Here is a 24,138-nt window from a genome sequence, read left to right on the forward strand (position 1 = left end):
CTGCTTTGGGGGGAACGGTCCAGTCATTGGCTCCCTTGACCACACCCGCGCGAGCGGAGAGGTTCGCCCCAACTCTTCGCTAGGAAAGGTTCTTCTTATGTCTGTTTCTCTTTTTCGTGGCCTGGGCGCCGTTGCCCCAATACTGCTTATCGCTCAGGCGGCGCACGCCGATCTGAGCGCTCAGGATGTCTGGTCTGACTGGAAATCCTACATGTCCGACACCGGATATGACGTGACCGCATCAGAGGCGTTCGAAAACGGTACACTCAAAGTCACCGACATCGCAATGTCGATGGACATCGACGGTGATACCGTCTCCGTGACCATGGGCGCGCTGGATTTCATTGAAAATGGCGATGGCAGCGTGAATGTCGTGATGCCAGCCGAATTCCCGATGGCATTTGATGTCAATTCCGATGGCGAAGCCGTCACCGGCAGCTTGCTCTACACCCATGACGGCAGCCCGATGGTCGTCAGCGGCGACACTTCCGAAATGGAGTATAGCTACGCTGTCGATAAAGGCACCATCACGCTCAACGACCTCGTGATCGAAGGCGAAGCCGTCCCCACTGACGTCGCGGCCCTGACCCTCACCATGAATGACATTGCCAGCAACACGGTGATGAAAATTGGTGACTTGCGGTCCTACACCCAATCCATGACCGTCGCATCCCTTGCCTATGATTTCATGTTCCAGGACCCTGAAGGTGACGACGGGGCGGCCTTCAACGGCGTGATCGAGGGTGTGAACTTCGACGGCGACGCCATCGTGCCCGAGCTTGAAGATCCCTCTGATGTCGCGGCGATGCTGAACGCAGGCATGGCCTACGATGGCAAATTCACCTTCGAGTCCGGCAGCAGCAACGCGAAAGGCTCCGACGGGTCTGACAACTTCGAGATACAGACCACCTCGAACGGCGGCGAGTTCAACATCGGCCTCAGCCCCGAAGGCCTGACCTACGACGTCATCCAATCCGACACGACGTTGAACATGACCGGCTCCGACTTCCCGTTCCCGATCTCGCTGAGCATGGCCGAGATGGGCGTGAACTTTGCGATGCCGCTGACAAAATCCGAAGAAGAGCAGGATTTTGCTCTCGGTCTCGCGCTGCGCGAATTTGCGGTTCCGGAAATGCTCTGGGGTCTGATCGACCCGACTGGCGAGCTGCCGCATGACCCGGCCAACCTGGTTGTTGACCTGACCGGTACCGGCAAACTGTTCTTTGACCTGACGGATGAAGAACAAATGGCTGCAGTCGAGGACGGCGAAGAGGTTCCGGGGGAAGTGAACTCGCTGAAAATCAACGAAGTGCTGCTGTCCGCCGCGGGTGCAGAACTGACCGGCACCGGTGACTTCACCTTCGACAACACCGACCTGGAGAGCTTTGACGGGATGCCGGCACCTTCAGGTGAGGCCAACCTGCAGTTGGTGGGTGCAAACGCGCTGATCGACAAGCTGATCGGAATGGGTCTCCTGTCCGAGGATGACGCCATGGGTGCACGCATGATGATGGGCATGTTTGCCGTCCCGGCCGGTGATGACACGCTGACCTCGAAAATCGAAGTCAACGACGAAGGTCACGTGCTCGCCAATGGTCAGCGCCTGAAGTAATCGCATCGGGCCTTTGCCCACATGTGATGGGGCCGCTCCTACCGGGGCGGCCTCTTTTTATGGTGCACAGCCCTTGCGGTAGCCCGGCGGTCTGGCTAGCTCTGGAGCATTGCCGCTCATACGTGAAGGTGCACATGACCCAAACTCCGCAAACCCTCTGCCACGCCCTGCTCGACGCAGCGCGCAAGGCGGGCGCTGATTCCGCCGATGCAATGGCCGCCGAGGGCAGCTCCCTCTCCATCGAAGTCCGCGACGGCACCCTGGAACACGCGGAACGCTCCGAAGGGGTGGATATCGGGCTGCGCGTATTTGTCGGACAACGACAGGCGCAAGTGTCCTCGTCCGACACACGCACCGAAACACTGACCGCCATGGCGGAGCGCGCTGTGGCGATGGCGCGCGAGGCACCGGAAGATCCCTATGCGGGATTGGCGGATGCCGAACAGTTGGCCCAGTCCTGGGATCTGGCCGCACTTGAGATGGCAGACCCCAGCGCGGAACCGGCACCGGACCAGTTGCAGCAAGACGCCTTGACCGCCGAGGCGGCCTGCGCGGCCATCGAGGGGATCACGCAGGTCCAATCCGCCGCTGCGGGCTACGGTCGGCATGACATCCATCTCGCCGCGAGCAACGGGTTCTCCGGAGGCTACGCGCGCACCAGCCGGTCGGTCTCCTGCGTTGGCATCGCGGGGACCGGCAGCGGCATGGAACGCGACTATGATGGCGATTCCCGCACGTTTCAGAGCGACCTGCGCGCAGCCGGGGACGTCGGGCATACCGCAGGCACCCGTGCAATCGAACGTATCAATTCCCGCCGCCCCAAGACCGGGGCATATCCGGTCCTGTTCGACGAACGCATCTCGTCCTCGCTGATCGGCCATTTGCTGAGTGCCGCCAATGGCGCGGCCATCGCGCGGGGCTCATCGTGGTTGAAGGATGGTCTTGGTACGCAGATCCTGCCAGACAGCCTGTCAGTGATCGAAGATCCGCACCGTGCACGTATGTCCGGCTCTCGTCCCTTTGACGGCGAAGGGCTTCCGACCCAAAAACGTGCCATTGTTGAGGACGGGGTCCTGACCGGCTGGACCATGGATCTGGCCTCCGCTCGCAAGCTGGGGATGGAAAGTACCGGCAACGCCGCCCGTGGCATTGGTTCCGTCCCTTCGCCGTCCAACTGGAATATCGCACTGACCCAGGGCACACGGACGCGCGCCGAGTTGATCCGGGACATGGGCACCGGCCTGTTAGTCACCTCGATGATCGGCTCTACGATCAATCCCAATACCGGGGACTATTCGCGCGGCGCTTCGGGCTTCTGGATAGAGAACGGCGAGATCGCCCATCCGGTCAACGAAGTCACCATCGCGGGCAACCTGCTCGACATGCTCAAGACGCTGGTGCCAGCCAATGACGCCCGGACCTACCTGTCCCGTGTTGTCCCCTCGCTGCTGCTCGAAGGAATGACACTTGCCGGAGAGTGATCTGTCCCTTCTCATTTCGGCGGCGCAGCGGGCAGGTGAGATCGCGGGGCAATTTGTTGGCACCGAAGCGCAGAAATGGGACAAGCCCGATGGTGCAGGGCCGGTTACCGAAGCCGACCTCGCCGTGAACCGCTATCTCGAGGATCGGCTGCAGGCCGCGCGCCCCGATTACGGTTGGCTGTCGGAGGAGAGTGAAGACAATGATCTGCGCCTGTCGCGGTCACATGTCTTTGTCATTGATCCGATCGATGGCACCCGTAGTTTTGCCGATGGCTCTCGAACCTGGGCGCATTCGCTCGCGATCGTGAGGGATGGCGCGCCCGTTGCCGCCGTCGTCATGCTACCGCAGCGCGACCTGCTGTTTGCCGCGGCCGCCGGTCAGGGCGCACGCTGCAATGGCACGCCAATTCACGCCAGTCCTGCTCAAGATGTCGAAGCTGCTCATGTGCTGAGCGCCAAATCCGCGCTGGATGCCCACCATTGGACCGATGCCGGACCACCTGCATTTGAACGCAGCCATCGCCCATCGCTGGCCTATCGAATGGCACGTGTGGCCGATGGCACTTATGATGCGATGCTGACCCTGCGCCCCACCTGGGAGTGGGATATCGCCGCAGGTGTGTTGCTCCTGGAGGAAGCGGGAGGTGTGGCAACCAATCGCTTTGGCGGGCGCATGATTTTCAACCGCCCCGACGCGCTTCAAGACGGCGTCGTGGCGGGCGGACCGAAGGTGCATCGCCAATTGCTCTCCCGTCTGGTCTACAGTTCGGATGAGAACCGGAGCTGATGCCCTGGCGCGAAGACGAATATAGATTTGGTACCGCCCCCCTGAGCCGCCCTGACGGCGAGCTGGTCTGGGCGCATGCGACAACACAGGAACGGTTTCTGGGCCTGTGCGATGTGGGGCATCGTCTGAAGACCATGCGCCCTGACCTCTCGATGATGTTCACCTGGGAGGAGGATGCGCGCCCCTCTCACATTCCGGAAGGTTGCGATATCGCCTTGGGGCCGCTGACTGTCGAGCAGCCAACTGATATCCGCAGCTTTCTTGATCACTGGAACCCGGTTGTCTGCATCTGGGCGGGCGGTCATCTGCGCCGGGTTTTGATGCGCCAGATACGCGAACGCAAACTCCCCTCCGTTCTGGTCGACATCGATGCCGATGAATTGCCAGGACGTACATCGCGTTGGTTGCCCGATCAACGGCACCGGCTATTGAATGGGTTTTCCGAAATCCTCGTACCTGGCACCGAAGTCACGGAGCGGTTGAAGCGCGCTGGTGTTCCGGCTGAACGCATCCGCTCGTCCGGTCGCCTATTCGAGTCGACCAGCCCGCCTGGCTGCAACGACGAGGAGCTGGCACGGCTGCAATCTCAACTCCATAGCCGCCCCGTTTGGCTCGGCGCGCGGCTGTCGCTGACCGAGTTGCAACCGGTGGTAAAGGCGCATCGCGCCACGCTCCGACTATTGCATCGTTTGCTTCTGGTCATCACTGTCGACACGTTTGAGGATCTCGACGCTGCGCGTAATACTTTGAAAAAAGAGGGGCTTGTCTTTGCCGACTGGGATATGGGCGAGGAGCCGGAGGATCACACCCAGGTCATAATCGGGCTTACCGAAGACCTCGGCCTCTGGTACCGGCTGTGCCCGCTCTGTTTTCTCGGCAATAGCCTGATCAGGGGAGCGCAGGGCATCAACCCATTGAACGCAGCGGCCTTGGGATCTGCAATTCTACATGGTCCGGGTGTTGTCACGCATACACAGGCCTACCATCGCCTGGCGGCACTGGGAGCTGCCCAGCGCATCCATGGCGAAGAGGAACTGTCCGAAGCGGTCTATCAGCTCTCCTCCCCTGACAAGGCAGCAGAAATGGCGCTTGCAGGTTGGCAGGTCGTGACCGAAGGTGCGGTCATGACAGACAATCTCCTCGACAAGATTCAGGATCTTCTGGACCAAGGTGAAATCAACGATGCGGCCACCTGAATTCTGGAACAGGCCACCGGGGGTCTTTGACCTGCGGGCCTACGCTCTGTCACCGTTGGGTGCGCTCTATGCGCGCGCCACTGCTGCACGTCTGCGCAAGGGCACAGCGCTGCAAGCCACGGTTCCGGTGATCTGCGTCGGCAACCTGAACGCGGGCGGCACGGGCAAGACTCCGACAGTCATCTGGTTGATGGAGCAGCTCGGCGCAGCCGGACATTCCGTTCACGTCGTGTCACGCGGCTATGGCGGGCGGCTCGACGGGCCGGTGCAAGTGGACCCGAGGCACCATTCCGCAGCAGATGTCGGCGATGAACCACTTCTGATGGCCGCCTTCGGCGAAGTCTGGGTGGCCAAGGAGCGGAGCGCAGGCGTCGAAGCTGCGGCAAACTCTGGCGCCAGCGTGATCCTGATGGACGATGGGTTCCAAAACCCATCCGTCGCAAAGGATTTTTCGATCATCGTGGTCGATGCCCAACGCGGATTCGGCAACGGGCGCTGCCTGCCGGCAGGACCATTGAGAGAACCAGTCGATGTCGGATTGAAGCGGGCGGATGTTGTGCTGTCACTGGGTAACACCGCTGCACAGAACGACTTTCGCGCCCTTTGGGGACCGGCGATCACCATCCCTCATGTCGAGGGGCACGTCGCCCCGTTGCCAACCGGAATGCCATGGCAAGGCACCAAGGTGCTCGCCTTTGCCGGCATCGGGCATCCGGAAAAGTTCTTTGCCACCCTGCGTGGCCTTGGCGCAGACCTTCGCCGCGCGGAGGCGTTGGATGACCATCAAACGCTGGCTCCGGCGCTGCTGACCCGGCTGGAACAGGAAGCGCGCCTGCTAGGTGCGCAACTCGTTACTACGGAGAAAGACGCCGTGCGGTTGCCTGACAGCTTTCGACGCAAGGTAATCACCCTGCCGGTCCGCCTACAGATACCCGAGGCCGACATGCTGCTCACCCGCCTGAAGGAAATCGCGCCGCCCCCTGCATGAGAGAGCGGCGCGGATTATCATAAGAACGATAGAAGGTTAGCCTTCGAGCTCTGCGTCGATCAGCGCCTTCATGTCTTCGTAGGACTGGTTCGACACCTTGGTTCCGTTCAGGACGAAGGACGGTGTGGACTGCACTTCGTCTTTGGTCGCGTTTTCCTGATACCAGGCCACCAGTGTCTGAGCCTTGGTAGCGTCCTGCATGCAGGCCTCCAGCTTGTCATTGTCGAGGCCAGCCAGGCGACCGATCTTTTTCAACGCCTCGACCATCTCGGTCGGATTGCCGGCGCGGGTCCACTCGGACTGCTGTTGGAAGATCAGATCGGTGATGCCGAAGAACTTCTCCTCTCCACCGCACCGGGCAACCATGGATGCCCACAGGCCAAAGCGGTCGAAGTAGACCTCGCGATAGATGAACTTCACTTTGCCAGTGTCGATGTAGTCCGCCTTCAGCTTCTTGTAAGCGTCCGCGTGGAAACTCGCGCAATGCGGGCAGGTGTAGGATGCATACTCGATCATGGTGACAGGTGCATCTTCCGCGCCCTGGACCATCTCGACGATGGTAGAGGTATCGACTTCGGCAGCCTCAGCACTCTCCTGCGCGTTGGCTGCGCCAATCAGTTGGATGTCCAGCAAGCTCGTCTCGCCTTGACGGGTCGAGAAGCTGTTCATGGCATAAACACCTGCGGCGACGGCCACGGCCGCGCAAATACCTGTCATCGTACGGGTCATTTCTACCCCTTTCGGTTTGTTTTTTGTCGTGTCATCACATTGCGCCCAAGCCGCTCGAGTGCTGCGCGCAATTCGTCGTTCTCTACACCGGTGGCCGTCTCCCGGGCTGCCGCAACATCCTCGGGCGCGGGTTCGGCCTGTTTGCGGGTTTTCGGCGCATAGCGAAAATCCACCTGGCCATCCGCAAAGCCGATCGGGGCTGTCTGCGTGATGTGAAGCTTGGAAATGGCGTTGTAGCCATAAACCGCGTTGACCTTGTCACGCAGCGCCGCTTTTTGCATTTCCAGCATCGGGGCCATGGCGCCCGTGGTCAGCACAGTCAGCGTTGCACCGATACCGCCACGCCCGTAGCCGACCTTGACCGGGCGCGCCATCGCCGCCAGATCCGGACCGACGATGTCCTCCCAATGGGTCAGCAGCCGCGAAACCGCGAAACCACGGGTCTCTCCCGCCTTGCGAATCTGGTCATTCAGCAAGGAGCCTGTTCGTTTAAAGCCGCGTGTGGTGGGTCGTCTGTATGCCATGCCGGTGGTTTTGCGTGTGTGTTCGCCCTATTGTAAAGGGCCGTACGTCAGAGACCAGCCAAACCATAAGCCAAAGGATAAAGAATGCGTGACCTCTCCGTGCATCCAGAGACACTCAGCCAGGAACTGTTGGCCTGGTATGATGTCCATGCCCGCCAGATGCCCTGGCGGGTTGGCCCGGGTGATCGCGCAACCGGTGTGCGCCCCGATCCCTACCGGATTTGGCTGAGCGAGGTGATGCTGCAGCAAACAACCGTGGCCGCCGTAAAGGACTACTTTGAGCGTTTCACGCGGCGTTGGCCGCGTGTCACTGATCTGGCCGCAGCGGCGGATGCCGACGTCATGGGTGAGTGGGCAGGGCTTGGCTACTATGCCCGTGCCCGAAATTTGCTGAAATGCGCCCGTGTGGTAGCGGCCGATCACGCGGGGGTCTTTCCTGACACATATGATGGTCTGATCGCACTTCCGGGCATCGGACCTTATACGGCGGCGGCGATATCAGCGATCGCCTTTGACCGGCAGGAAACGGTGCTGGATGGCAACGTCGAGCGTGTCATGGCCCGTTTGCATGACGAACACACCCCCTTGCCCGGCATAAAACCCGTCCTGAAAGATCACGCCGCACAGCTGACGCCCGAAAACCGCCCCGGAGACTATGCGCAGGCGGTCATGGACCTTGGCGCGACGATCTGCACCCCAAAATCACCGGCCTGCGGCATCTGCCCCTGGCGTGCCCCATGTCAGGCCCGCGTTGAAGGCACCGCTGCCGAACTGCCAAAGAAAACACCGAAGAAGCCCAAACCGACAAGGCTCGGATACATCTACCTCGCTCGATCCTCGGAGGGTGACTGGTTGCTGGAACGCCGCCCGGACAAGGGGCTGTTGGGAGGGATGCTCGGGTGGCCCGGGTCGGATTGGAACGAGAGCCCACAAGAGGCGCCCCCCTTCGCCGCCAATTGGCGAGATCTCGGTGCCGAAGTTCGCCATACCTTCACCCATTTTCATCTTATCCTGCAGGTACGCGTCACGGAATTACCTTTGAACTTTCAGCTCTCTGCCGGACAAGAGATCGTCAAACGTCACGATTTCCGACCCTCGGACCTGCCAACCGTCATGCGAAAGGCATTTGATCTGGTTCAGGCTGAAATGCGCTAATGCGCCCTATTGGGTTGGCGACACTTCAGGATTAGGCTCGACTCATCTCTTGTCCGCAGACCCGGAGCCATTCGATGACCCAGTTCATTCCTGCCGCTCAGCTGCGCGATTGGCGGCGTGCCCTGCCCTTCTGGCTGTCGCTGACATTGCTGCCACTGGTCTGGGTGGGTGCTGTTTTTGGCAGTTGGTGGGTCCTGCTGCCGCCGCTGGCAACCTGGTATCTTTTTGCTGTTCTTGATGGCTTTCTCGGCCTCGAACTGGACAACGCGGATCCGGAGTCATCCGACGCGGATCTGACTTGGTATATTCGCCTGACCACGGCCTGGGTGCCCTTGCAATTCATCACGCTCTTCGGCCTGATCGCCTATGTCACCGGCGCCGACCACCTCAGCAGCATTGAGAAATTCGGCGCCTTCTTTGGCATGGGTGTGGTCGCCGGTACCATCGGGATCAACTACAGCCACGAACTGATGCACCAGACCAACCGCTGGGAGCGCTGGATGGCCGACATCCTGTTGGCGATGGTCCTGTATTCGCATTTCCGGTCTGAACATCTGCTTGTTCACCACCGCTATGTCGGCACACCGCGTGATCCGGTTACGGCCCGCTATAACGAAGGCTTCCACAGGTATTATCCCCGCGTGTTGAAGCAGTGCTGGCATTCGGCATTCAACGCGGAACGCCAGCGCCTTGCGCGCAAGGGATTGCCCTGGATGCACCGCAGCAATCCCTTCATGCGCTACTGGGCGCTGCAGGCTGGCATGATGTTGCTTGCGCTGTTGATTGGCGGCATCTCAGGCGGGTTACTCTTTCTGGTCCAGGCCGGTGTCGCGATCTGGCAGCTGGAGCTGGTCAACTACATTGAGCACTATGGCCTGACGCGCAAACACCTTGGCGATGGCAAGTATGAGCATGTCAAACCTCATCATTCGTGGAACGCGGCGCAGAAGGCATCAAACTGGCTGCTGATCAATTTGCAGCGCCATTCGGATCATCACTACAAACCGGACCGACGTTTTCCGCTGTTGCAGAACTTTGCCAAATCCGAGGCCCCACAGTTGCCCTATGGATATCCGGTGATGACCGTGGCCGCGATGATCCCCCCGCTCTGGCGCCGGGTCATGAACCCAAAAGTGAGACTCTGGCGCAAACAGTATTACCCGGAGATCACCGACTGGACCGCCTATAACAGAGTGACCAACCCAATGCCCCGCTGATACTACGTTTCGGCATGGCCCCAGAAAACCGAGCCTGTGCATAGACGTATAGACAACGCTGCTATCTGTCGCGCGGCAACGCCCAGACGGACATCGGCCCGTCCAGCCCTCGGATGGTTTGATCTGGATGAAAGGTGAACCCCTCCAACAGATCGTCGGCCCCACCTTCCTGCTGAAGTTGCGTGCAGAGTGCGTCACTCATGGCAATCCGCGCTGACAGCGCGCGCGTCATCGCCTCCAGCCGCGACGCGACATTCACCGCTGTCCCGATAACCGCGTATTCCAGCCGGTTGGCCCCGATGTCGCCTTGTACTGTCTCGCCGAAATGAATGCCGATGCCCGCGTGGATTTCCGCGGCTCCGATACTGCGGCGCTCTTGGTTCCACTGATCGAGCACACGACACATGGAGCGGGCACAGGCCAGCGCTTGCGATGCGTCATGTTTGCCGGGCATGGGGGTGCCGAAGGTCGCCATCAACCCATCCCCCAGGTACTTATCCAGCGTCCCGCCGAAACGGAACACTTCCTGCTCCATACGCCCATGAAACCCGCGTAGCAGCTCAATCACCTCAACGGCATCCTTGTCCGCCGCCAGTCGGGTAAATCCGACAATGTCGATGAATAGCACCGCAATATTTGACATGCGAACCTGGTTTAGCGGATCATCATTATGCGACAATTGCTCCACAACGTTGGGCGAAAAATACCGTGATAGATTCGCGTGTTCGCGGGCCAAGTCTGCATTGCGATCCAACATCAGATAGAACCGGCGGGTAGATTGCGCGAGGATCGCCGCCACCATCAGAAAGACCATCGCCTCCTGAATGCGAAAGCGAAACCCGACATCGTTGGGATCATATAGCGCAAGGACATGCGGCCACTCCGCTAGAGCCTCGGTCAGGCGTTGCGCGATCTCGTTGTTTGGCGTCATGAAGTACCACATGAGCGCTGACCCGCTGAGCCAGATCACGCTCGCCCAAACACCAATTCCAATCACCGTGCGCCAACTGTACGCGAGGGTGCCAAAGGCGAGAATGATAAAGAAGTACATAAAGTTATCGTACTGATACAGCATAGGAATTGGCATTTCCTGCTGATCGAACGGGTTCGGGAAAACCATGCCAAAGGTCATCAGAACAAGATCGAACATGATCAGTGCGACTTCTGCATGCGAGCGCCCCACGCGGGCAAATCGTCGAATGAAGAACCCGTTGACGCATAAGATCGCAAGAAGGGCGATGTAGTAGAGCTGCGAGGGGTGCGGGTAGACTAGGGCAAGGAATACGCCAACGATCGGCATGATGATCCAGCGGGCCAGCACCGCCATTTCCACGCCGCGGCGTTTATGCTCTTCCAGCGCCTCTCGGATGTGTCTCGTCTTCAACGCATCATCCTGCAGGATCGGGTCCAATGGTGCGCGCCCGGGCGCTGCGGATGCAGGTGTCGCGGCTGAGACCATCCTGACCTCCCCTTATGAAACGTGGTTTTTATAGGTTGCTTGGCTGCAAAATAGGCAGGCTGCAATTGAGTTGCACGCCTATTCCCAGAAGATAATGCAAAAAACCCCGCCAGAACGGCGGGGCAAGGTGCAGTGTGCCGCGCTCATTGGGCAGCACACCGTCGGCGTTCGAATGTTCTGTAGAACCGTGGCTCAGTTTTGCATTTCCGCCCGGATCTGCTGGCGCAAGACGTCGATCGGGACGGTTTTGCCATCCTTCTTGAAGCACCAGTAAGTCCAGCCGTTGCAAGAGGGGGCGTTTTCGAGATGTGCGCCCACCTGATGGATCGAGCCTTTGATGTTGTCCCCGATCAAGGTGCCGTCTGCCCGAACCTTGGCCTTGTGGCGGCGGTTCATGGAATAGAGCTCCTCGCCCGGGCGTAGCATACCGCGCTCCACCAGCTGACCGAAAGGTACGCGTGGCTCCGCCCGTTTGGAGGCCGACACCTGCAGCGCCTCACGGTCGAATTTGCGCACGCCCTTGATGCGGGCCTCGGCCACCTTACGATAGCTCTCTTCACGCTCGATGCCGATGTATTCACGCCCCAGCATCTTCGCCACCGCACCGGTGGTGCCGGTGCCGAAGAACGGGTCGAGCACCACATCGCCGGGATTGGTGGAGCCCACCAGGATACGATGCAGCAATGCCTCGGGTTTCTGCGTCGGATGCGCCTTGTCGCCATTGGCGTCCTTCAGGCGTTCGTGCCCGGTGCAGATCGGCATCACCCAGTCGGAGCGCATCTGGATACCCTCGTTCAGGGATTTCAGCGCCTCGTAGTTGAAGGTGTATTTTGCCCCTTCGGACTTCGACGCCCAGATCATCGTCTCATGCGCGTTGGTGTAGCGCTTGCCACGGAAGTTCGGCATCGGGTTGGATTTGCGCCAGACCACATCGTTGAGGATCCAGAAGCCCTCGTCCTGCAGCGCGGAGCCGACACGGAAGATGTTGTGGTAGGACCCGATAACCCAAAGCGCGCCATTGGGCTTCAGAATGCGGCGGGCCTCTTTCAGCCAAGCGCGCGTGAAGTGGTCATAGACACCGAAGCTGGAAAACTGGTCCCATTCGTCGTCGACCGCATCCACCATGGAGTTGTCAGGGCGGTGCAACTGCCCTTTGAGCTGAAGGTTGTAGGGCGGATCCGCGAAGATCATGTCGATCGAGTTGGAGGGCATGCTTGCCATCCTCTCGATACAGTCGCCATCTAGAATCGTGTTTAAAGGGAGCGCCGTTGCGGCGCCCTTCGCGATGGTTTTGTTCATTTGCTCTGCCTCGATAACCACGGCGCTTATGCGCTCATTCTGGTTGTCCACAGGATGAGTCATCCCGGATTCGAGGTCAATTTGTTTTTTGAATCAGCTGACTACGGTTCACTCTTGATACAATATCTTGTGTACCGGCTTAAAGGATCTTCTATGATGAGGGGTCACCCCTAGTTTCACCAAAGCGTCACGATGTTGTTTGGATGGGTAGCCGGCGTTCTTCTCCCATCCATATCCGGGAAACTGTTGCGCTAAATCCACCATGACCCGATCTCGGGCTTCCTTTGCAAGGATCGAAGCCGCTGCAATCGACACGGAGCGACCATCCCCCTTGACCACGGCTTCGGCAGAAATCGCCAGGCCGCGCGGAATCAGGTTCCCATCAATCAGAAGATAGTCCGGCAGCGGATCCAATGCCGCCACGGCGCGTTCCATTGCCAGATGCGAGGCACGCAAGATGTTGTGGTTGTCGATCTCCTCGACACTCGCATGAGCAACAGCCCAGTCGGCGCGCGCCTGTATTTCGGATTCAACTGCGACACGTTTCTTGGCACTCAGCTTCTTGGAATCATTCAGCCCAGCAGGAATGTCAGCAAGGTTCAGAACGACCGCGGCTGCAGTCACGGGGCCGGCAAGCGGGCCGCGACCGACCTCATCAACACCGGCAATGCGCAGATAGCCACGGCTCAGCGCGGCCTCTTCCAAAGAGAAATCAGGGTAATCCATGCGACCCACAGACCCGGTTTTGAAGGGCCGTGCAAGGGAGATTGACACAAAAAGGGGCGCACAGGGCGCCCCAGTTTTTTGCTCGATAGCTTGGTTTCCGATCAGCTTATCGGCGAACTAAACGATACCCATGCTTGCGCAGGCAGCCCGGACGATACCCACGACGGCTCTTGTGCCGGTTCTCCAGCTCTGCATAGCACCGATTGGGCAGCTTGCGCACAAAGTCATAATTGCGGTTCAGGCAGCGCATCCCAAGGAGGCGACGATCCTTGCCGCGCACTCGAATATTGGTCAGACACTTGGCTGGCAGATCGTAGCGGCGAACACGCGGTGGTAGCGGCTTTGGGTGCGGTTTGGGATCGACATGCGGGCGCTCGCGGCGATCATCTCGTCTGTCGTTGATCGCAGCACCGATGATCCCAAGGATCGCGGCACCGGCGATGAATTTCGCGATGTCGTCGCTGTCAGCACGTGCCGGAGCGGTCGAAAATCCGGTAATCGCGACGGCAGCTGCCAAAATGACAGCGATGAACTTGCGATGAGCGTTGCGAGAGTTTTGAGGAACTTGGGTCATAACAGTCTATCCTGTGTCAGGTGCGTGGGTCGGCTGGACGTCAACCGGATGACCCAACCTTCGCCCCGACGCTGAAGGACAGGCAATAACGCCCGCTTGTTATCGAATATCAGCGCCCCAACACCTTGTTGTCATTGAATATCAGGGCCCCCGACTGCATGATGGGCGCATGACACACATTCGCAAAATCCCCGCCCTTCTGCTGCTCCTCGCAGCCCTCGCGCAGCCCGCGCATGCGGCCGGGTGCTATGCCGATTACAAGGCAAAGCAGGACCAGCCGCTGAAGCTCCATTACGGTGTGATGGAACTCTCCGGGGCCTGCTCCAAATCCGCCGCGCGCGATGAGGTGGCCGCCCGTCTGCAACGCGCAGGCTGGACGCTTCTGAACGTCCTGTCCGTTTTTGGCCCCGAGGGGCTCGACAAAAGGAAAGCGGATGCCGGATCCAACTTTCTCCGTTTCTGAGGTTCGCAACGCCGGATCACGGGTGATCGCATTGGGTATTGGCGCCATCGTTGCGCTGTTGGTGATCGCAGGCACGGTGTTGTTGCTCACTTTGCCCGATGGCAATGCGTTTAACGCGCGCGTGGAACGGGTATTCGTCGAGAACGACCTAACCACCCAAGCCGAGGTCAAGCTCTTGGAGATCCTTGCGCAATCCGGCACCGCCTTTGCCGACACATTGGCCAGCTACCGGATGGTGATCTTCGTCCTCCTGGTGTTTGCAACGGCGATGATGATCGCGGCACTGGTGGTGCTGGCGATGCTGGTGATGCTCAACCGCCGCATGGCGCAGATCGAGCGGGCCGGTATCCAGGTGACCGAACTGCTGATCAGCCGAGAGGAACACACCGTCTACCTCAACAACATGGGCTTCAAACTCACCAAGGCCGCGATGGAAACACTTTCGGTGCTGGCCGAGGCGCGGCTCGATGATGATGTGCTGTCAGGTGCGGAGATCGAGGCGGTGATTTCCGGCAAATCAAGCAGTGATTGCGAAGAGGCCGCCGGGGCCACGCGGATCAAACGCCTGCGCGACACGCTGGGCAATCAGATGATCAGTGAGCTGTTGGTCAAGAACATCGCCAAACGCGGCTATGTGCTGGCGATCAACAAGGATGTCATCCGTATGGTGTGACGCCCGCCCCGGTCCCCCTCCGTCACCCCGGATACGCAAAAGGCGGCGCGCTCCCGCCCGTCGTCTGTGAATTGAAAATTCCCATCCGCCCGTTGGGCGCGGCCTGCTCCCCGGCGACGTGCAGCGCACGGCGCAATCCCTCAAATGTGATCCCAGCAGCGGGCGAGGGGCTGGAAATCTGCCGCAAACCTTCCCATATTAGGAAGGCTAGCTTTGGACAGATACACCCCATGAACATTCAGGTCTCGCCGCGCAGCGGTTACGGTATCCTTGTGGAACAACTGGACGGCCCGGTTGCTGCCTATCACGGCGACACGCTCCTCGCGCAGAGCAGCCGTGCCAAGGTGATGTATGAAACCCGCCTCTCCCCCGTAGTCTATTTCCCCAAGGAAGACCTGCTGGTGGATATGGACAAGGCCTGCAGCAAGACCACCTTCTGCCCCTTTAAGGGCACCGCCCATTACCGCGACCTGATCCTGCCCGGCAAGAAGGAGCTGTGCAGCGCGGTCTGGAGCTATGACGAAACCCTGCCCGAGGCGCGCCAGATCAAGGGCCATGTCGGCTTCATCCCCGAGGCGCTCGACCGGCTGGATCTGGGCCCGAACCGCCTGCAAGCGCCCGATGACGGCAATATCTCCGGCCCATTGGTGGACTGGCTCCTGCGCGAGGCGGCCTTCCTGCCCTCGCCCGAGGATTTCACACAGGCCTTCGTCGCCAAACTGCACGAACAGGGTCTGCCCGTCAGCCGCCTGACCATCCTCGCCTGGGCCCTGCACCCCCGGATCGCGGGCCACCATTACCTGTGGGAAAAAGGCGTACCTGGGGTGGAGACGTTTTCGCCCTCCTACGAAATCCACGAAAAGCCGGAGTTCAAGAACTCTCCGCTGCGCCATGTCTCCAAGGGGCTTGGCGGGCTGCGCTATCGATTGACCGGCGCGACTCCGCCCGAGGACTTCCCGATCCTGCGCGACCTGCGCGACCGCGGCATGACCGACTATGTCGCCATGCCGCTGCCGTTCTCGGACGGGCGGATTAATGTGCTGACCGTCGCATCAGACGCCCCCGATGGCTTCAGCACTGCTGATCTGGGCTTGATCTTTGAATGCTCTGCGGTGATTGCGCGTTATTACGAGGTCTTCATGCAGCGTGAGAACGCGCAGGCCGTGCTGGAAACCTACGTGGGCAAACGCTCCGGTGCGCGGGTGCTTGGGGGCAACATCCGCCGAGGTGATGGCGATGAGATCGACGCCGCGATCATGTTCTGCGATCTGCGCGGCTCCACCCTGCTCGAAGAAACCCTGCCGCGCGACAAATACATCAAGCTGCTGAACAGGTTTTTCGAGACCACCTCCGATGTGGTGCATGAAAACGGTGGCGAGGTGCTGAAGTTCATCGGCGACGCGGTGCTGGCGGTCTTCCCCGCAGGCCAGAATCCGGCCGAAGCCCGCGCGCAGGCGCTTGCTGCCGCACGGGGTATTGTCGCCGCGCTGGCCGAGATCGAGCCCTGCCCGTCGCTGCCCAATCTGGACTGCGCCATCGGGATTGCCTCGGGGTCGGTGCTCTATGGCAATATCGGCTCGCAGGAGCGGCTGGATTTCACCGTGATCGGTCAGGCCGCCAATATCGCCGCACGTCTGGGTGATTACGGCAAAACCATTGGCCACCGCATCGTGGTGTCGCGCGACATCCTGACGGAGACCGCCGAGGCAAAGCCGCTGGGACATGTGAAGCTGCACAATGTCTCGCAGCCGGTCGAGAGCTTTGCCATCGCGGCAGACTGACAGAAACCTCCCCGCCGCAGTCGGCAGGGAGGGAAACCCTCAGACACTCGTTACCATCACACAGCGTGTCCCGCCGCACTCTGGCGGGCGCGCGGCTGCCGATTGCGCGACAGCCAAATCAGGACCGGCCCGACCTTAGATGTCGAACTTCACACCCTGCGCCAGCGGCAGCTCTGCGGAATAGTTCACGGTGTTGGTCTGGCGGCGCATGTAGGATTTCCACGCGTCAGAGCCGCTCTCGCGCCCGCCGCCGGTTTCCTTCTCGCCGCCAAAGGCACCTCCGATTTCCGCGCCCGAAGGCCCGATGTTGACGTTGGCAATGCCGCAATCGGACCCGGCTGCGGTGAGGAAACTCTCCGCCTCGCGCATATTGAGCGTGAACACACAAGAACTCAGCCCCTGCGGCACGTCGTTCTGCATCTCCACCGCGTCCTCAAAATCGTCATAGCCCATGACATACAGGATCGGCGCAAAGGTCTCTTCTTTGACCGACGCACTCTGACCGGGCATCTCGACGATGGCGGGCGCCATATAGACACCACCGGCCGGCACGCCCTCAGTGACACGCGCGCCACCATGCACGGTGCCGCCCTCACTCTCGGCCGCCTTCAGCGCCGAGGTCATCGCATCCCCTGCGGCCTCGTCGACCAGCGGTCCAACCAGAGTGCCCTCGGCTTGCGGGTCACCAACCGGCAGACCCGCGTAGGCGGCCTTCAGGCGTTTCACTAGATCCTCGCGGATGGAGTTATGCACGATCAGACGGCGCAGCGAGGTGCAGCGCTGACCGGCGGTGCCCACGGCAGAGAACACGATCGCCCGCACCGCCATTTCCAGATCCGCCGAGGGGGCCACGATCATCGCGTTGTTGCCGCCAAGTTCGAGAATGCATTTGCCGAACCGCTCTGCCACCACAGGCGCCACCGCGCGGCCCATGCGGGTCGAGCCCGTGGCGGAAATCACCGGCACGGATGGGCTGGCGACCAGCACCTTGCCCAGTTCCGCATCGCCAATCAGGGTCTGCAGCAGGCCCTCGGGCGCGTCGTCGTCAAAGCGGTTTACCGCGCGTTCAAAGATCTTGGTGCAGGCCAGCGCCGTCAGCGGTGTTTTCTCCGACGGTTTCCAGATCACCGGATCGCCGCAGACAATCGCCAGCGCCGCATTCCACGACCAGACCGCAACCGGGAAGTTGAACGCCGAGATCACGCCCACCGGCCCCGAGGGATGCCATGTCTCGCGCATGCTGTGGCCAGGACGTTCCGAGGCGATCGTCAGACCATAAAGCTGGCGCGACAGACCAACTGCAAAGTCACAGATGTCGATCATCTCCTGCACTTCGCCAAGGCCCTCCGAGGTGATCTTGCCCGCTTCCCAGCTGACCAGCGCGCCAAGGTCATCCTTGGCCGCGCGCAGCTCTTCGCCGAGCAGGCGGATCAGCTCACCGCGCCGCGGGGCCGGCACCACGCGCCATGCCTTGAACGCGGACTGCGCGCGTTCCAGAATCGCGGGCATCTCGCTTGCGGCGGTGTCGTGGACCTCGGCCAGCGTGCTGCCATCAATGGGCGAGCGCACCGCGCGGCTGCCACCGCTCAATTCTGCTGCCGTCAGGTCGAGGTTCTTCAGGATATCGTCTGCTGTTTGTGTCATGTCTTTCATCACTCAGCTGCCAATTTTGTTGTGTCTGTCATGTGGTCAATGTCGCCCGCCCGGTAGAGCTGGCCGAATTCGGTCTCAAGGAACGCCTGAAGGTTCACCTGCTCCTGACGCACAAAGCCGCTGGAAGGCAGCTCGCCGCGCCGCACCAGATCCACAACCCCCAGAACGCCTGCGGTGGTGGTCACTTGGATCGCGCTCCATGTCTTGCCGCCGATCTGGCGGGAATAGCTCTTGTTGATCAGGCTCTTTTCACGCAGCTCCCCATTGATGCGGCCCCGCGCGGTGCAATAGACCAGCACCACGTCCTGATCGGTGCGCGGCAGGGCGCTCTCGAAAATCTCTTTCATCAGGTCGCGGCGGCGTTCCAGCCCCAGATCATGCAGCAGCATTTTCAGGATGTCGCAGTGGCCGGGATAGCGGATCGACCGATAAGAGACCGCCCGCGCCTTGCCCTCCAGCGTCTCTGGCAGGGTGCCAAGCCCGCCCGAGGTGTTGAAGCATTCATACTCCACCCCATCCAGGCTCAGACGCTCGTAATCTTCGAGTGGCGCGGTCTTGGTGCGCGCGCCATTCACGATGGCATCGCAGGGGTTGCAGTACTCGTTGATCAGCCCGTCGGTTGACCAGGTGAGGTTATATTTCAACGCGTTGGTCGGAAACTTCGGCAGCGCGCCAACCCGCATGTGCAGGCTGTCCAGCTCGTCAAACTCCGCCGCCAGCGACGCGCCCGCGATGCCCACGAAACCGGGCGCAAGGCCGCTTTGGGGCATGAACACCGTCTTGCTGTCCTGCGCCAGTCTGCGCACGGCATCGGTGGCGGCCACATCTTCGGTAAGGTCGAAGTAGTGCGCGCCAGCCGTTTTGGCGGCCTGGGCAATCATGGGCGTCAAAAAGAACGGCGCGGCAGAAATCACCGCGTCAAAGCCCTGAAGCCCCTTTGCCAGATCCACTGGATCCTTGGCGTCGATCTGCCGGGTCGGCACGCCCAGATCCGCAACCGCGCTCAGCGCGTTCAGATCATGATCCGCGAGGGTGACCTGATAATTGGGGGATGTCTTCAGGAACGTGGCGATCGCCTGACCGATCTTGCCCGCGCCCACGACACAGATGTTCCATTGCATGTGACCTGCACCTCCTTGTTTTCAAACAGGGTGCAGGTTCCATTGTTTGTTTTGTAGGGATTGGATTGTCGGACTGACGTAAATTCGCGCCGTTATGACGGATCAATCGTCATATCGTTCAAACGCGATCAATCCGGCGGCCGAAGACCACCAGCGTATTGGTGCGCTGCACGCCCGGAATGCGGCCCACTTCATCGACCAGAATATCCAGATCCTCAATCCGCGGCGCTTCGGCCGAGACCATCAGATCGTATTCCCCATTGATAGACAGGCACTGGCGGATCTCGGGGTAGGCCTCCAGCCGCTTGGTGATGCGACCAGTTTCCTTCTGCTGTACCTCAAGCAACACGACCACCATGACAGTATTTCCCTCATCGGGATCGCGCAGCACCACGGTGTAGCCCGCGATGATGCCACGGTCCTCCAGCCGGGTGATCCGCTCATGCACGGTGGTCCGCGCCACGCCGAGCTTTGCCGCCAGCTTGGTCGTGGATTCGCGTGCGTTGTGCTGTAGTGCCGCGATGATCCGGCGATCCAGATCGTCCATGGTGCCTCCGATGTGGTCTGCTGAAAACTTCTGCAAACCCTGCGCCCGGGACGCAAGCGCTTTGTGCACGCAAGCTGATACCACAGCACGCGCCCGACGCCCAATCGCGAGCAGGCGCGTGACCCCGGGCTCAGGTGTCCAGCTTCGGCGCCCGCGCCTGATCCTCGACGACGTTGAGGTCCATGTGGTTGCGCATATAGCGTTCTGAGGCCTTTTGCAGCGGCTGGTAGTCCCAGGGGAAATAGCCGCCCTCACGCAAGGCCTCATAGACCACCCAGCGGCGGGCCTGGCTGGCGCGCACATCGGCGTCAAAGCGGTCCAGATCCCAGCGGTCAGCGGCAATCGCCTTCAGCGCGGCGTAGCCGTCGGCATGAGCGGGATCCTCGGCCAGGTTGGTCAGCTCGTGCGGGTCGACCTCGAGATCGTAGAGCTGATCGGGGTCCAGCGCGCAGAGGTTGAGCTTGTAGCGCCCTTGCCGCAGCGAGACCATCGGCGCATAGGAGGCCTCGGCGGCATATTCCATCGCCACCGGGCTCTGCCGCTCTGCGCCCTGGCCCAGCGGCACCACGCTTTCGCCCGCGGTCCAGGGCATGACCTCGTCCATGCTGACCCCGGCCAGATCGCAGAGCGTCGGACAGACATCGATGTTGGAGACCGGATCGGTGACCAGTCCCTGGGTCATGTTGGGGGCACTGATCATCATCGGCACCCGCGACGAGCCCTCGTAAAAGCTCATCTTGAACCACAGCCCGCGCTCGCCCAGCATGTCGCCGTGGTCGGCGACAAACAGGATGATGGTGTCCTGATCTTGACGGGTGCCGCGCAGGGCCTCCATCACCTCACCGATCTTGTCGTCGAGATAGGAGATATTGCCGAAATAGGCCCGGCGGGAGCGGCGCACGTCCTCTTCGGAAATGTCGAAGTTGCGCCAGTCATTGGCGTCGAAGATCCGTTTGGAATGGGCGTCCTGATTGTCATAGCCGAGGTCGCCTACTTCCGGCAGCAGGTGGTCGCAGTCCTCATAGAGATCCCAGTATTTCTTGCGGGTCACGTACGGGTCGTGCGGGTGGGTGAAACTGACGGTGAGGCACCAAGGCCGGTCGTCCTTGCCTCGTGCCAGATCATAGATCTTCTGGGTGGCGTGAAAGGCGACCTCGTCGTCGAATTCCATCTGGTTGGAGATCTCGGCCACCCCGGCGCCGGTAACCGAGCCCATGTTGTGATACCACCAGTCGATACGCTCGCCCGGTTTGCGATAGTCGGGCGTCCAGCCGAAATCGGGCGGGTAGATGTCGGTCGTCAGCCGGTCCTCAAAGCCGTGCAGCTGGTCGGGGCCAACAAAGTGCATCTTGCCGGAGAGGCAGGTGTAATAGCCCGCACGGCGCAGGTGGTGGGCGTATGTCGGGATGGAGGAGGCGAATTCGGCGGCATTGTCATAGACGCCGGTGGCGGAGGGCAGCTGTCCGGACATGAAGCTGGCCCGCCCCGGTGCGCAGAGGGGGCTGGCGGTGTAGCAGTTTTTGAACCGGGTGGAGCGTTGTGCCAGTGCCTTCATGTTCGGCGCGTGCAGCCAGTCCGCCGGGCCATCCGGAAACAGTGTTCCGTTCAACTGGTCGACCATGAAAATCAGGATGTTGGGAGATGTCATCTGGGCGTCTTTCTGGTGGCTCAATGGGGTGCAGGCCGCTCTGAGAGAGTTGAGAGCAATGATTGCTGCCTGCCGCCAAGCCGAGTCAACCGGATCCGAGATCCTGTCGTGTGGTTGCTTCAGCGGCTTCTTGGTTCATGGTGCACCCTATCTAGTTATTGACTGATCAGTCAATCAAATCATTTTCCACTTGCGTGTTTGGCGCATTCGACTGGCTGCCGAACGAGTGAGGAATCTGCGCCCACGTGAGGGCTCCGCCATGGGTGCGGAATAGACCCAAGCTGCACGGTCAGAGCGATTGCGCCCGCGTTGGGTATTTAACGGTATTTTTATCAACAACCTCCAGTTGACAGGTGAAGCTTGGATGCTACGGTTCTAAAAGATCGGGAGGCTATCAATGCTCTGCGGCAGAATGCGGCGACGGACGGCGTGGAAAAAAGTCTCTCGACGGATTGGCACGGTCTGCGCTCAACCGCTTCTCGTGTTTCTCCTTGTGTTTGCGGCGACGGACACCGCCCGCGCCGAGAGTGGCGAGGCCAGTCACCAGAAAACGGGGTTAAGCGGCCCCGACGCCATGGGCGCACATACCGCCCCATCTGGAACCACAATCACGGAAGCGTTTTACGCACAGCAATCACCGGCTGTGGGCGTGCTCTATCTAGTATGTGCCGCCATAATTCTTGCACTGCTCCTCGCAGAGACTCTTCGACGTCTCCGGCGCGTGCCGGAACAGAGATCGCCGCCTCTTGCTGCAACCTCCCCCATCGCCGTTTTCCGCCCCGGCACAGATAGCGTTGCCATTCTGGATGCGGAGGCGCGTGTCATTGACGCCAACCCACAATTTCAGTCCGAAACCGGATTGCCACTGGCCAAGATCCGGGGACGACCCATCTGGGCGCTTCACGCCAAAGGATTTGGCAGACTATTCTGGGACAGCGCGTTGGATGAGGCACGACGCAGCGGGTCTTGGAACGGCGAGGCACGAACACTCGATCACGGTCATCTGCCAGAAACAGAGAACATGTCGGTGCGCGCTCATAACGAGAGCGGCGGCGCCGATATAACCTTTGAGTTCCGGTCGCGCCGGCCCTTCAAGCCAACGCCAAAACCAGCGTCTTCAGTCGAGACAAAAATGCGCGATGCGCTCACCGGTCTTCCAACTCGGCGGGCGATGAAGGCACAAGTGGAACTTGCAATTATCCGTGCGAAGGCCGCGCATACTGAACTGGCGTTGATCACCATCGATCTGGACCGGTTTCGAGATATCAACTCCATTTTCGGCGACGACATCGGCGATCGCGTTCTGGAGCGACTTGCGAATGCATTACGCACCGTTGAATCCTCGAACATCACGGCGGGTCGTATCGGGGGGGATGAATTCATTCTGCTGGTCGAGCACATCGCCAACGCTGAGGCCGTCCTCAACATCGCGCACGATATCAGCACCACACTGGGGGATGAAGTTGCCGTTGACGGCCTGACGTGCAGATTAAGCGCCAGCATGGGCATCGCTCAATACCCCAAGGATGGCGAAGGGCAGCGAGGCCTGATGCAGGTGGCTGGCGTGTCGCTTTGCCACGCCAAAGCGAAGGGCCGCGGTCAGATTTGCTTCTATTCCGAACACATGGAGCAACGTTCCAGCGACAGCCTGCAGATGGAAATCGATCTGCGGCGCGCAATTTCGGACAGCGAATTGCTGATGTTTTACCAACCCCAAGTTGACCTGCGCACCGGGAGCTGTATCGGTGCCGAAGCCTTGTTGAGATGGCAGCACCCAAAGAAGGGGTTGTTGCTACCCGGCGGTTTTGTTCCCCTCGCCGTCGACGTGGGTCTGACCACAGCGATTGACAATTTTGTCATACAGGAAGTCTGCGCTCAGATCGGGCAGTGGAAGGATGATGGTTTTGCGCCGGGCAAGATTTCGATCAACATATCTGCAACCACGCTGCTGATTCCGGACTTTGCCAGCGACCTGAAGGCCACGGCAGATGCCCACGGTCTGGATTTGAGCCAACTGGAAATCGAAGTCCTGGAAAGCACGCTTTTCCCGCGTATGCGCAGTTCCATGAATACAATAGAGGAGCTGCGAAGCCTGGAGGTGACCCTTGCCATTGACGATTTCGGGACCGGGTACTCTTCTCTTGCGATGCTGAAGGACCTGCCGATTGATCGCATCAAGCTCGACCGCCGCTTTATAAAATCCCTGCCCCACGATAGCAAAGATGATCGTATCGTCGCAGCGATCATTGCCATGGGCCGCAGTCTCGGAATCAACGTGATCGCAGAAGGTGTTGAAACGCGTGAACAGCGGGACAGGTTGATCTCGCTCGGGTGCACCGAAGCCCAAGGGTTCCTGTTCAGTCGCCCGATCAAAGCGCATGACTTTTCCAACGGCTGGCTGAAATGCAATCGCCCACACGCCTTCATCGGCACCTCTACCTGACGGCGCATGTGACCGCCACCAAAGTGAAATTCGCGCAAAAACACCCCACCTCTTCCGTTGAT

At 60.3% G+C, this 24,138-nt stretch carries 21 protein-coding genes; 11 read left to right on the forward strand and 10 right to left on the reverse strand.

Features of this window, described 5'->3' with window-relative positions; all coding sequences use genetic code 11:
* Positions 1-97 precede the first annotated feature (97 nt).
* The 5 genes from R1T40_RS15405 (at position 98) to lpxK (ending at position 6,064) form a co-directional block, all read left to right on the forward strand.
* On the forward strand, positions 98-1,612 hold the full coding sequence (locus R1T40_RS15405; RefSeq protein ID WP_317384751.1) for a DUF2125 domain-containing protein: 1,515 nt from the start codon (positions 98-100) through the stop codon (positions 1,610-1,612).
* Between the two features lie 134 nt (positions 1,613-1,746).
* Positions 1,747-3,093 carry a TldD/PmbA family protein gene (locus R1T40_RS15410; RefSeq protein ID WP_317384752.1) on the forward strand — a complete coding sequence of 449 codons (1,347 nt, stop codon included), beginning with the start codon at positions 1,747-1,749 and terminating at the stop codon, positions 3,091-3,093.
* On the forward strand, positions 3,080-3,880 hold the full coding sequence (locus R1T40_RS15415; RefSeq protein WP_317384753.1) for a 3'(2'),5'-bisphosphate nucleotidase CysQ: 801 nt from the start codon (positions 3,080-3,082) through the stop codon (positions 3,878-3,880). The genes R1T40_RS15410 and R1T40_RS15415 overlap by 14 nt, the downstream gene beginning before the upstream one ends.
* Positions 3,880-5,076: a 3-deoxy-D-manno-octulosonic acid transferase gene (locus tag R1T40_RS15420; protein ID WP_317384754.1), complete on the forward strand. Its 1,197-nt coding sequence runs from the start codon at positions 3,880-3,882 to the stop codon at positions 5,074-5,076. Before R1T40_RS15415 ends, R1T40_RS15420 begins: the two co-directional genes overlap by 1 nt.
* A complete protein-coding gene (gene lpxK, locus R1T40_RS15425) occupies positions 5,063-6,064 on the forward strand; it encodes a tetraacyldisaccharide 4'-kinase (protein WP_317384755.1) in 1,002 nt (333 codons plus the stop codon). The genes R1T40_RS15420 and lpxK overlap by 14 nt, the downstream gene beginning before the upstream one ends.
* A gap of 36 nt (positions 6,065-6,100) precedes the next feature.
* Here the strand turns inward: lpxK and R1T40_RS15430 are convergent, their stop codons facing one another.
* Positions 6,101-6,793 carry a DsbA family protein gene (locus tag R1T40_RS15430; protein ID WP_106162607.1) on the reverse strand — a complete coding sequence of 231 codons (693 nt, stop codon included), beginning with the start codon at positions 6,791-6,793 and terminating at the stop codon, positions 6,101-6,103.
* Between the two features lie 2 nt (positions 6,794-6,795).
* Positions 6,796-7,317 (reverse strand): DUF721 domain-containing protein, encoded by a 522-nt coding sequence (locus tag R1T40_RS15435; RefSeq protein ID WP_106162606.1) that lies wholly within the window; start codon positions 7,315-7,317, stop codon positions 6,796-6,798.
* Positions 7,318-7,401: 84 nt separating this feature from the next.
* Between R1T40_RS15435 and mutY the strand changes: the two genes are divergently transcribed.
* Positions 7,402-8,472 carry an A/G-specific adenine glycosylase gene (gene mutY, locus R1T40_RS15440; RefSeq protein ID WP_317384756.1) on the forward strand — a complete coding sequence of 357 codons (1,071 nt, stop codon included), beginning with the start codon at positions 7,402-7,404 and terminating at the stop codon, positions 8,470-8,472.
* A gap of 74 nt (positions 8,473-8,546) precedes the next feature.
* On the forward strand, positions 8,547-9,689 hold the full coding sequence (locus R1T40_RS15445) for an alkane 1-monooxygenase (protein ID WP_317384757.1): 1,143 nt from the start codon (positions 8,547-8,549) through the stop codon (positions 9,687-9,689).
* A 61-nt stretch (positions 9,690-9,750) separates the two neighbouring features.
* On the opposite strand, the gene R1T40_RS15450 is transcribed toward R1T40_RS15445, so the two are convergent.
* From R1T40_RS15450 to R1T40_RS15465, 4 genes are all read right to left on the reverse strand, one after another.
* Positions 9,751-11,148, reverse strand: a complete 1,398-nt coding sequence (locus tag R1T40_RS15450; protein ID WP_317384758.1) for an adenylate/guanylate cyclase domain-containing protein — start codon at positions 11,146-11,148, stop codon at positions 9,751-9,753.
* Positions 11,149-11,340: 192 nt separating this feature from the next.
* Positions 11,341-12,447 carry a site-specific DNA-methyltransferase gene (locus tag R1T40_RS15455; protein ID WP_106162729.1) on the reverse strand — a complete coding sequence of 369 codons (1,107 nt, stop codon included), beginning with the start codon at positions 12,445-12,447 and terminating at the stop codon, positions 11,341-11,343.
* 108 nt (positions 12,448-12,555) lie between these two features.
* Positions 12,556-13,173 carry a ribonuclease HII gene (locus R1T40_RS15460; protein ID WP_317384759.1) on the reverse strand — a complete coding sequence of 206 codons (618 nt, stop codon included), beginning with the start codon at positions 13,171-13,173 and terminating at the stop codon, positions 12,556-12,558.
* A gap of 106 nt (positions 13,174-13,279) precedes the next feature.
* Positions 13,280-13,747 (reverse strand): hypothetical protein, encoded by a 468-nt coding sequence (locus R1T40_RS15465; protein WP_106162601.1) that lies wholly within the window; start codon positions 13,745-13,747, stop codon positions 13,280-13,282.
* 169 nt (positions 13,748-13,916) lie between these two features.
* On the opposite strand from R1T40_RS15465, the gene R1T40_RS15470 reads away from it, so the two are divergent.
* The 3 genes from R1T40_RS15470 (at position 13,917) to R1T40_RS15480 (ending at position 16,664) form a co-directional block, all read left to right on the forward strand.
* Positions 13,917-14,210, forward strand: a complete 294-nt coding sequence (locus tag R1T40_RS15470) for a hypothetical protein (RefSeq protein ID WP_005624313.1) — start codon at positions 13,917-13,919, stop codon at positions 14,208-14,210.
* Positions 14,182-14,883 (forward strand): winged helix-turn-helix domain-containing protein, encoded by a 702-nt coding sequence (locus R1T40_RS15475; RefSeq protein ID WP_317384760.1) that lies wholly within the window; start codon positions 14,182-14,184, stop codon positions 14,881-14,883. The genes R1T40_RS15470 and R1T40_RS15475 overlap by 29 nt, the downstream gene beginning before the upstream one ends.
* A 230-nt stretch (positions 14,884-15,113) precedes the next feature.
* Positions 15,114-16,664 carry a DUF427 domain-containing protein gene (locus R1T40_RS15480; protein ID WP_239368008.1) on the forward strand — a complete coding sequence of 517 codons (1,551 nt, stop codon included), beginning with the start codon at positions 15,114-15,116 and terminating at the stop codon, positions 16,662-16,664.
* A gap of 135 nt (positions 16,665-16,799) precedes the next feature.
* Here R1T40_RS15480 and amaB read toward each other — a convergent pair whose 3' ends face one another.
* The 4 genes from amaB to betC form a co-directional block, all read right to left on the reverse strand.
* Positions 16,800-18,308, reverse strand: a complete 1,509-nt coding sequence (amaB, locus tag R1T40_RS15485) for an L-piperidine-6-carboxylate dehydrogenase (RefSeq protein ID WP_317384761.1) — start codon at positions 18,306-18,308, stop codon at positions 16,800-16,802.
* 8 nt (positions 18,309-18,316) lie between these two features.
* A complete protein-coding gene (locus R1T40_RS15490) occupies positions 18,317-19,438 on the reverse strand; it encodes a saccharopine dehydrogenase family protein (protein ID WP_317384762.1) in 1,122 nt (373 codons plus the stop codon).
* A 118-nt stretch (positions 19,439-19,556) separates the two neighbouring features.
* On the reverse strand, positions 19,557-19,985 hold the full coding sequence (locus tag R1T40_RS15495; protein WP_106162597.1) for an Lrp/AsnC family transcriptional regulator: 429 nt from the start codon (positions 19,983-19,985) through the stop codon (positions 19,557-19,559).
* 130 nt (positions 19,986-20,115) lie between these two features.
* Positions 20,116-21,633 (reverse strand): choline-sulfatase, encoded by a 1,518-nt coding sequence (betC, locus tag R1T40_RS15500; RefSeq protein WP_317384763.1) that lies wholly within the window; start codon positions 21,631-21,633, stop codon positions 20,116-20,118.
* Between the two features lie 574 nt (positions 21,634-22,207).
* On the opposite strand from betC, the gene R1T40_RS15505 reads away from it, so the two are divergent.
* Positions 22,208-24,076, forward strand: coding sequence for a putative bifunctional diguanylate cyclase/phosphodiesterase (locus R1T40_RS15505; protein WP_317384764.1), 1,869 nt, complete (start codon positions 22,208-22,210; stop codon positions 24,074-24,076).
* Positions 24,077-24,138: the final 62 nt, after the last annotated feature.

Source organism: Tritonibacter scottomollicae, from assembly GCF_032924845.1.
Classification (GTDB): Bacteria; Pseudomonadota; Alphaproteobacteria; order Rhodobacterales; family Rhodobacteraceae; genus Epibacterium; species Epibacterium scottomollicae.

Bases quoted from the DNA above. Each gene is read 5' to 3' on its own strand.
- R1T40_RS15405 (WP_317384751.1), top strand. From the start codon at position 98: ATGTCTGTTTCTCTTTTTCGTGGCCTGGGCGCCGTTGCCCCAATACTG.
- R1T40_RS15410 (WP_317384752.1), top strand. From the start codon at position 1,747: ATGACCCAAACTCCGCAAACCCTCTGCCACGCCCTGCTCGACGCAGCG.
- R1T40_RS15420 (WP_317384754.1), top strand. From the start codon at position 3,880: ATGCCCTGGCGCGAAGACGAATATAGATTTGGTACCGCCCCCCTGAGC.
- lpxK (WP_317384755.1), top strand. From the start codon at position 5,063: ATGCGGCCACCTGAATTCTGGAACAGGCCACCGGGGGTCTTTGACCTG.
- R1T40_RS15430 (WP_106162607.1), bottom strand. From the start codon at position 6,793: ATGACCCGTACGATGACAGGTATTTGCGCGGCCGTGGCCGTCGCCGCA.
- R1T40_RS15435 (WP_106162606.1), bottom strand. From the start codon at position 7,317: ATGGCATACAGACGACCCACCACACGCGGCTTTAAACGAACAGGCTCC.
- mutY (WP_317384756.1), top strand. From the start codon at position 7,402: ATGCGTGACCTCTCCGTGCATCCAGAGACACTCAGCCAGGAACTGTTG.
- R1T40_RS15445 (WP_317384757.1), top strand. From the start codon at position 8,547: ATGACCCAGTTCATTCCTGCCGCTCAGCTGCGCGATTGGCGGCGTGCC.
- R1T40_RS15450 (WP_317384758.1), bottom strand. From the start codon at position 11,148: ATGGTCTCAGCCGCGACACCTGCATCCGCAGCGCCCGGGCGCGCACCA.
- R1T40_RS15455 (WP_106162729.1), bottom strand. From the start codon at position 12,447: ATGAACAAAACCATCGCGAAGGGCGCCGCAACGGCGCTCCCTTTAAAC.
- R1T40_RS15460 (WP_317384759.1), bottom strand. From the start codon at position 13,173: ATGGATTACCCTGATTTCTCTTTGGAAGAGGCCGCGCTGAGCCGTGGC.
- R1T40_RS15465 (WP_106162601.1), bottom strand. From the start codon at position 13,747: ATGACCCAAGTTCCTCAAAACTCTCGCAACGCTCATCGCAAGTTCATC.
- R1T40_RS15470 (WP_005624313.1), top strand. From the start codon at position 13,917: ATGACACACATTCGCAAAATCCCCGCCCTTCTGCTGCTCCTCGCAGCC.
- R1T40_RS15475 (WP_317384760.1), top strand. From the start codon at position 14,182: ATGCCGGATCCAACTTTCTCCGTTTCTGAGGTTCGCAACGCCGGATCA.
- R1T40_RS15480 (WP_239368008.1), top strand. From the start codon at position 15,114: ATGAACATTCAGGTCTCGCCGCGCAGCGGTTACGGTATCCTTGTGGAA.
- amaB (WP_317384761.1), bottom strand. From the start codon at position 18,308: ATGACACAAACAGCAGACGATATCCTGAAGAACCTCGACCTGACGGCA.
- R1T40_RS15490 (WP_317384762.1), bottom strand. From the start codon at position 19,438: ATGCAATGGAACATCTGTGTCGTGGGCGCGGGCAAGATCGGTCAGGCG.
- R1T40_RS15495 (WP_106162597.1), bottom strand. From the start codon at position 19,985: ATGGACGATCTGGATCGCCGGATCATCGCGGCACTACAGCACAACGCA.
- betC (WP_317384763.1), bottom strand. From the start codon at position 21,633: ATGACATCTCCCAACATCCTGATTTTCATGGTCGACCAGTTGAACGGA.
- R1T40_RS15505 (WP_317384764.1), top strand. From the start codon at position 22,208: ATGGGCGCACATACCGCCCCATCTGGAACCACAATCACGGAAGCGTTT.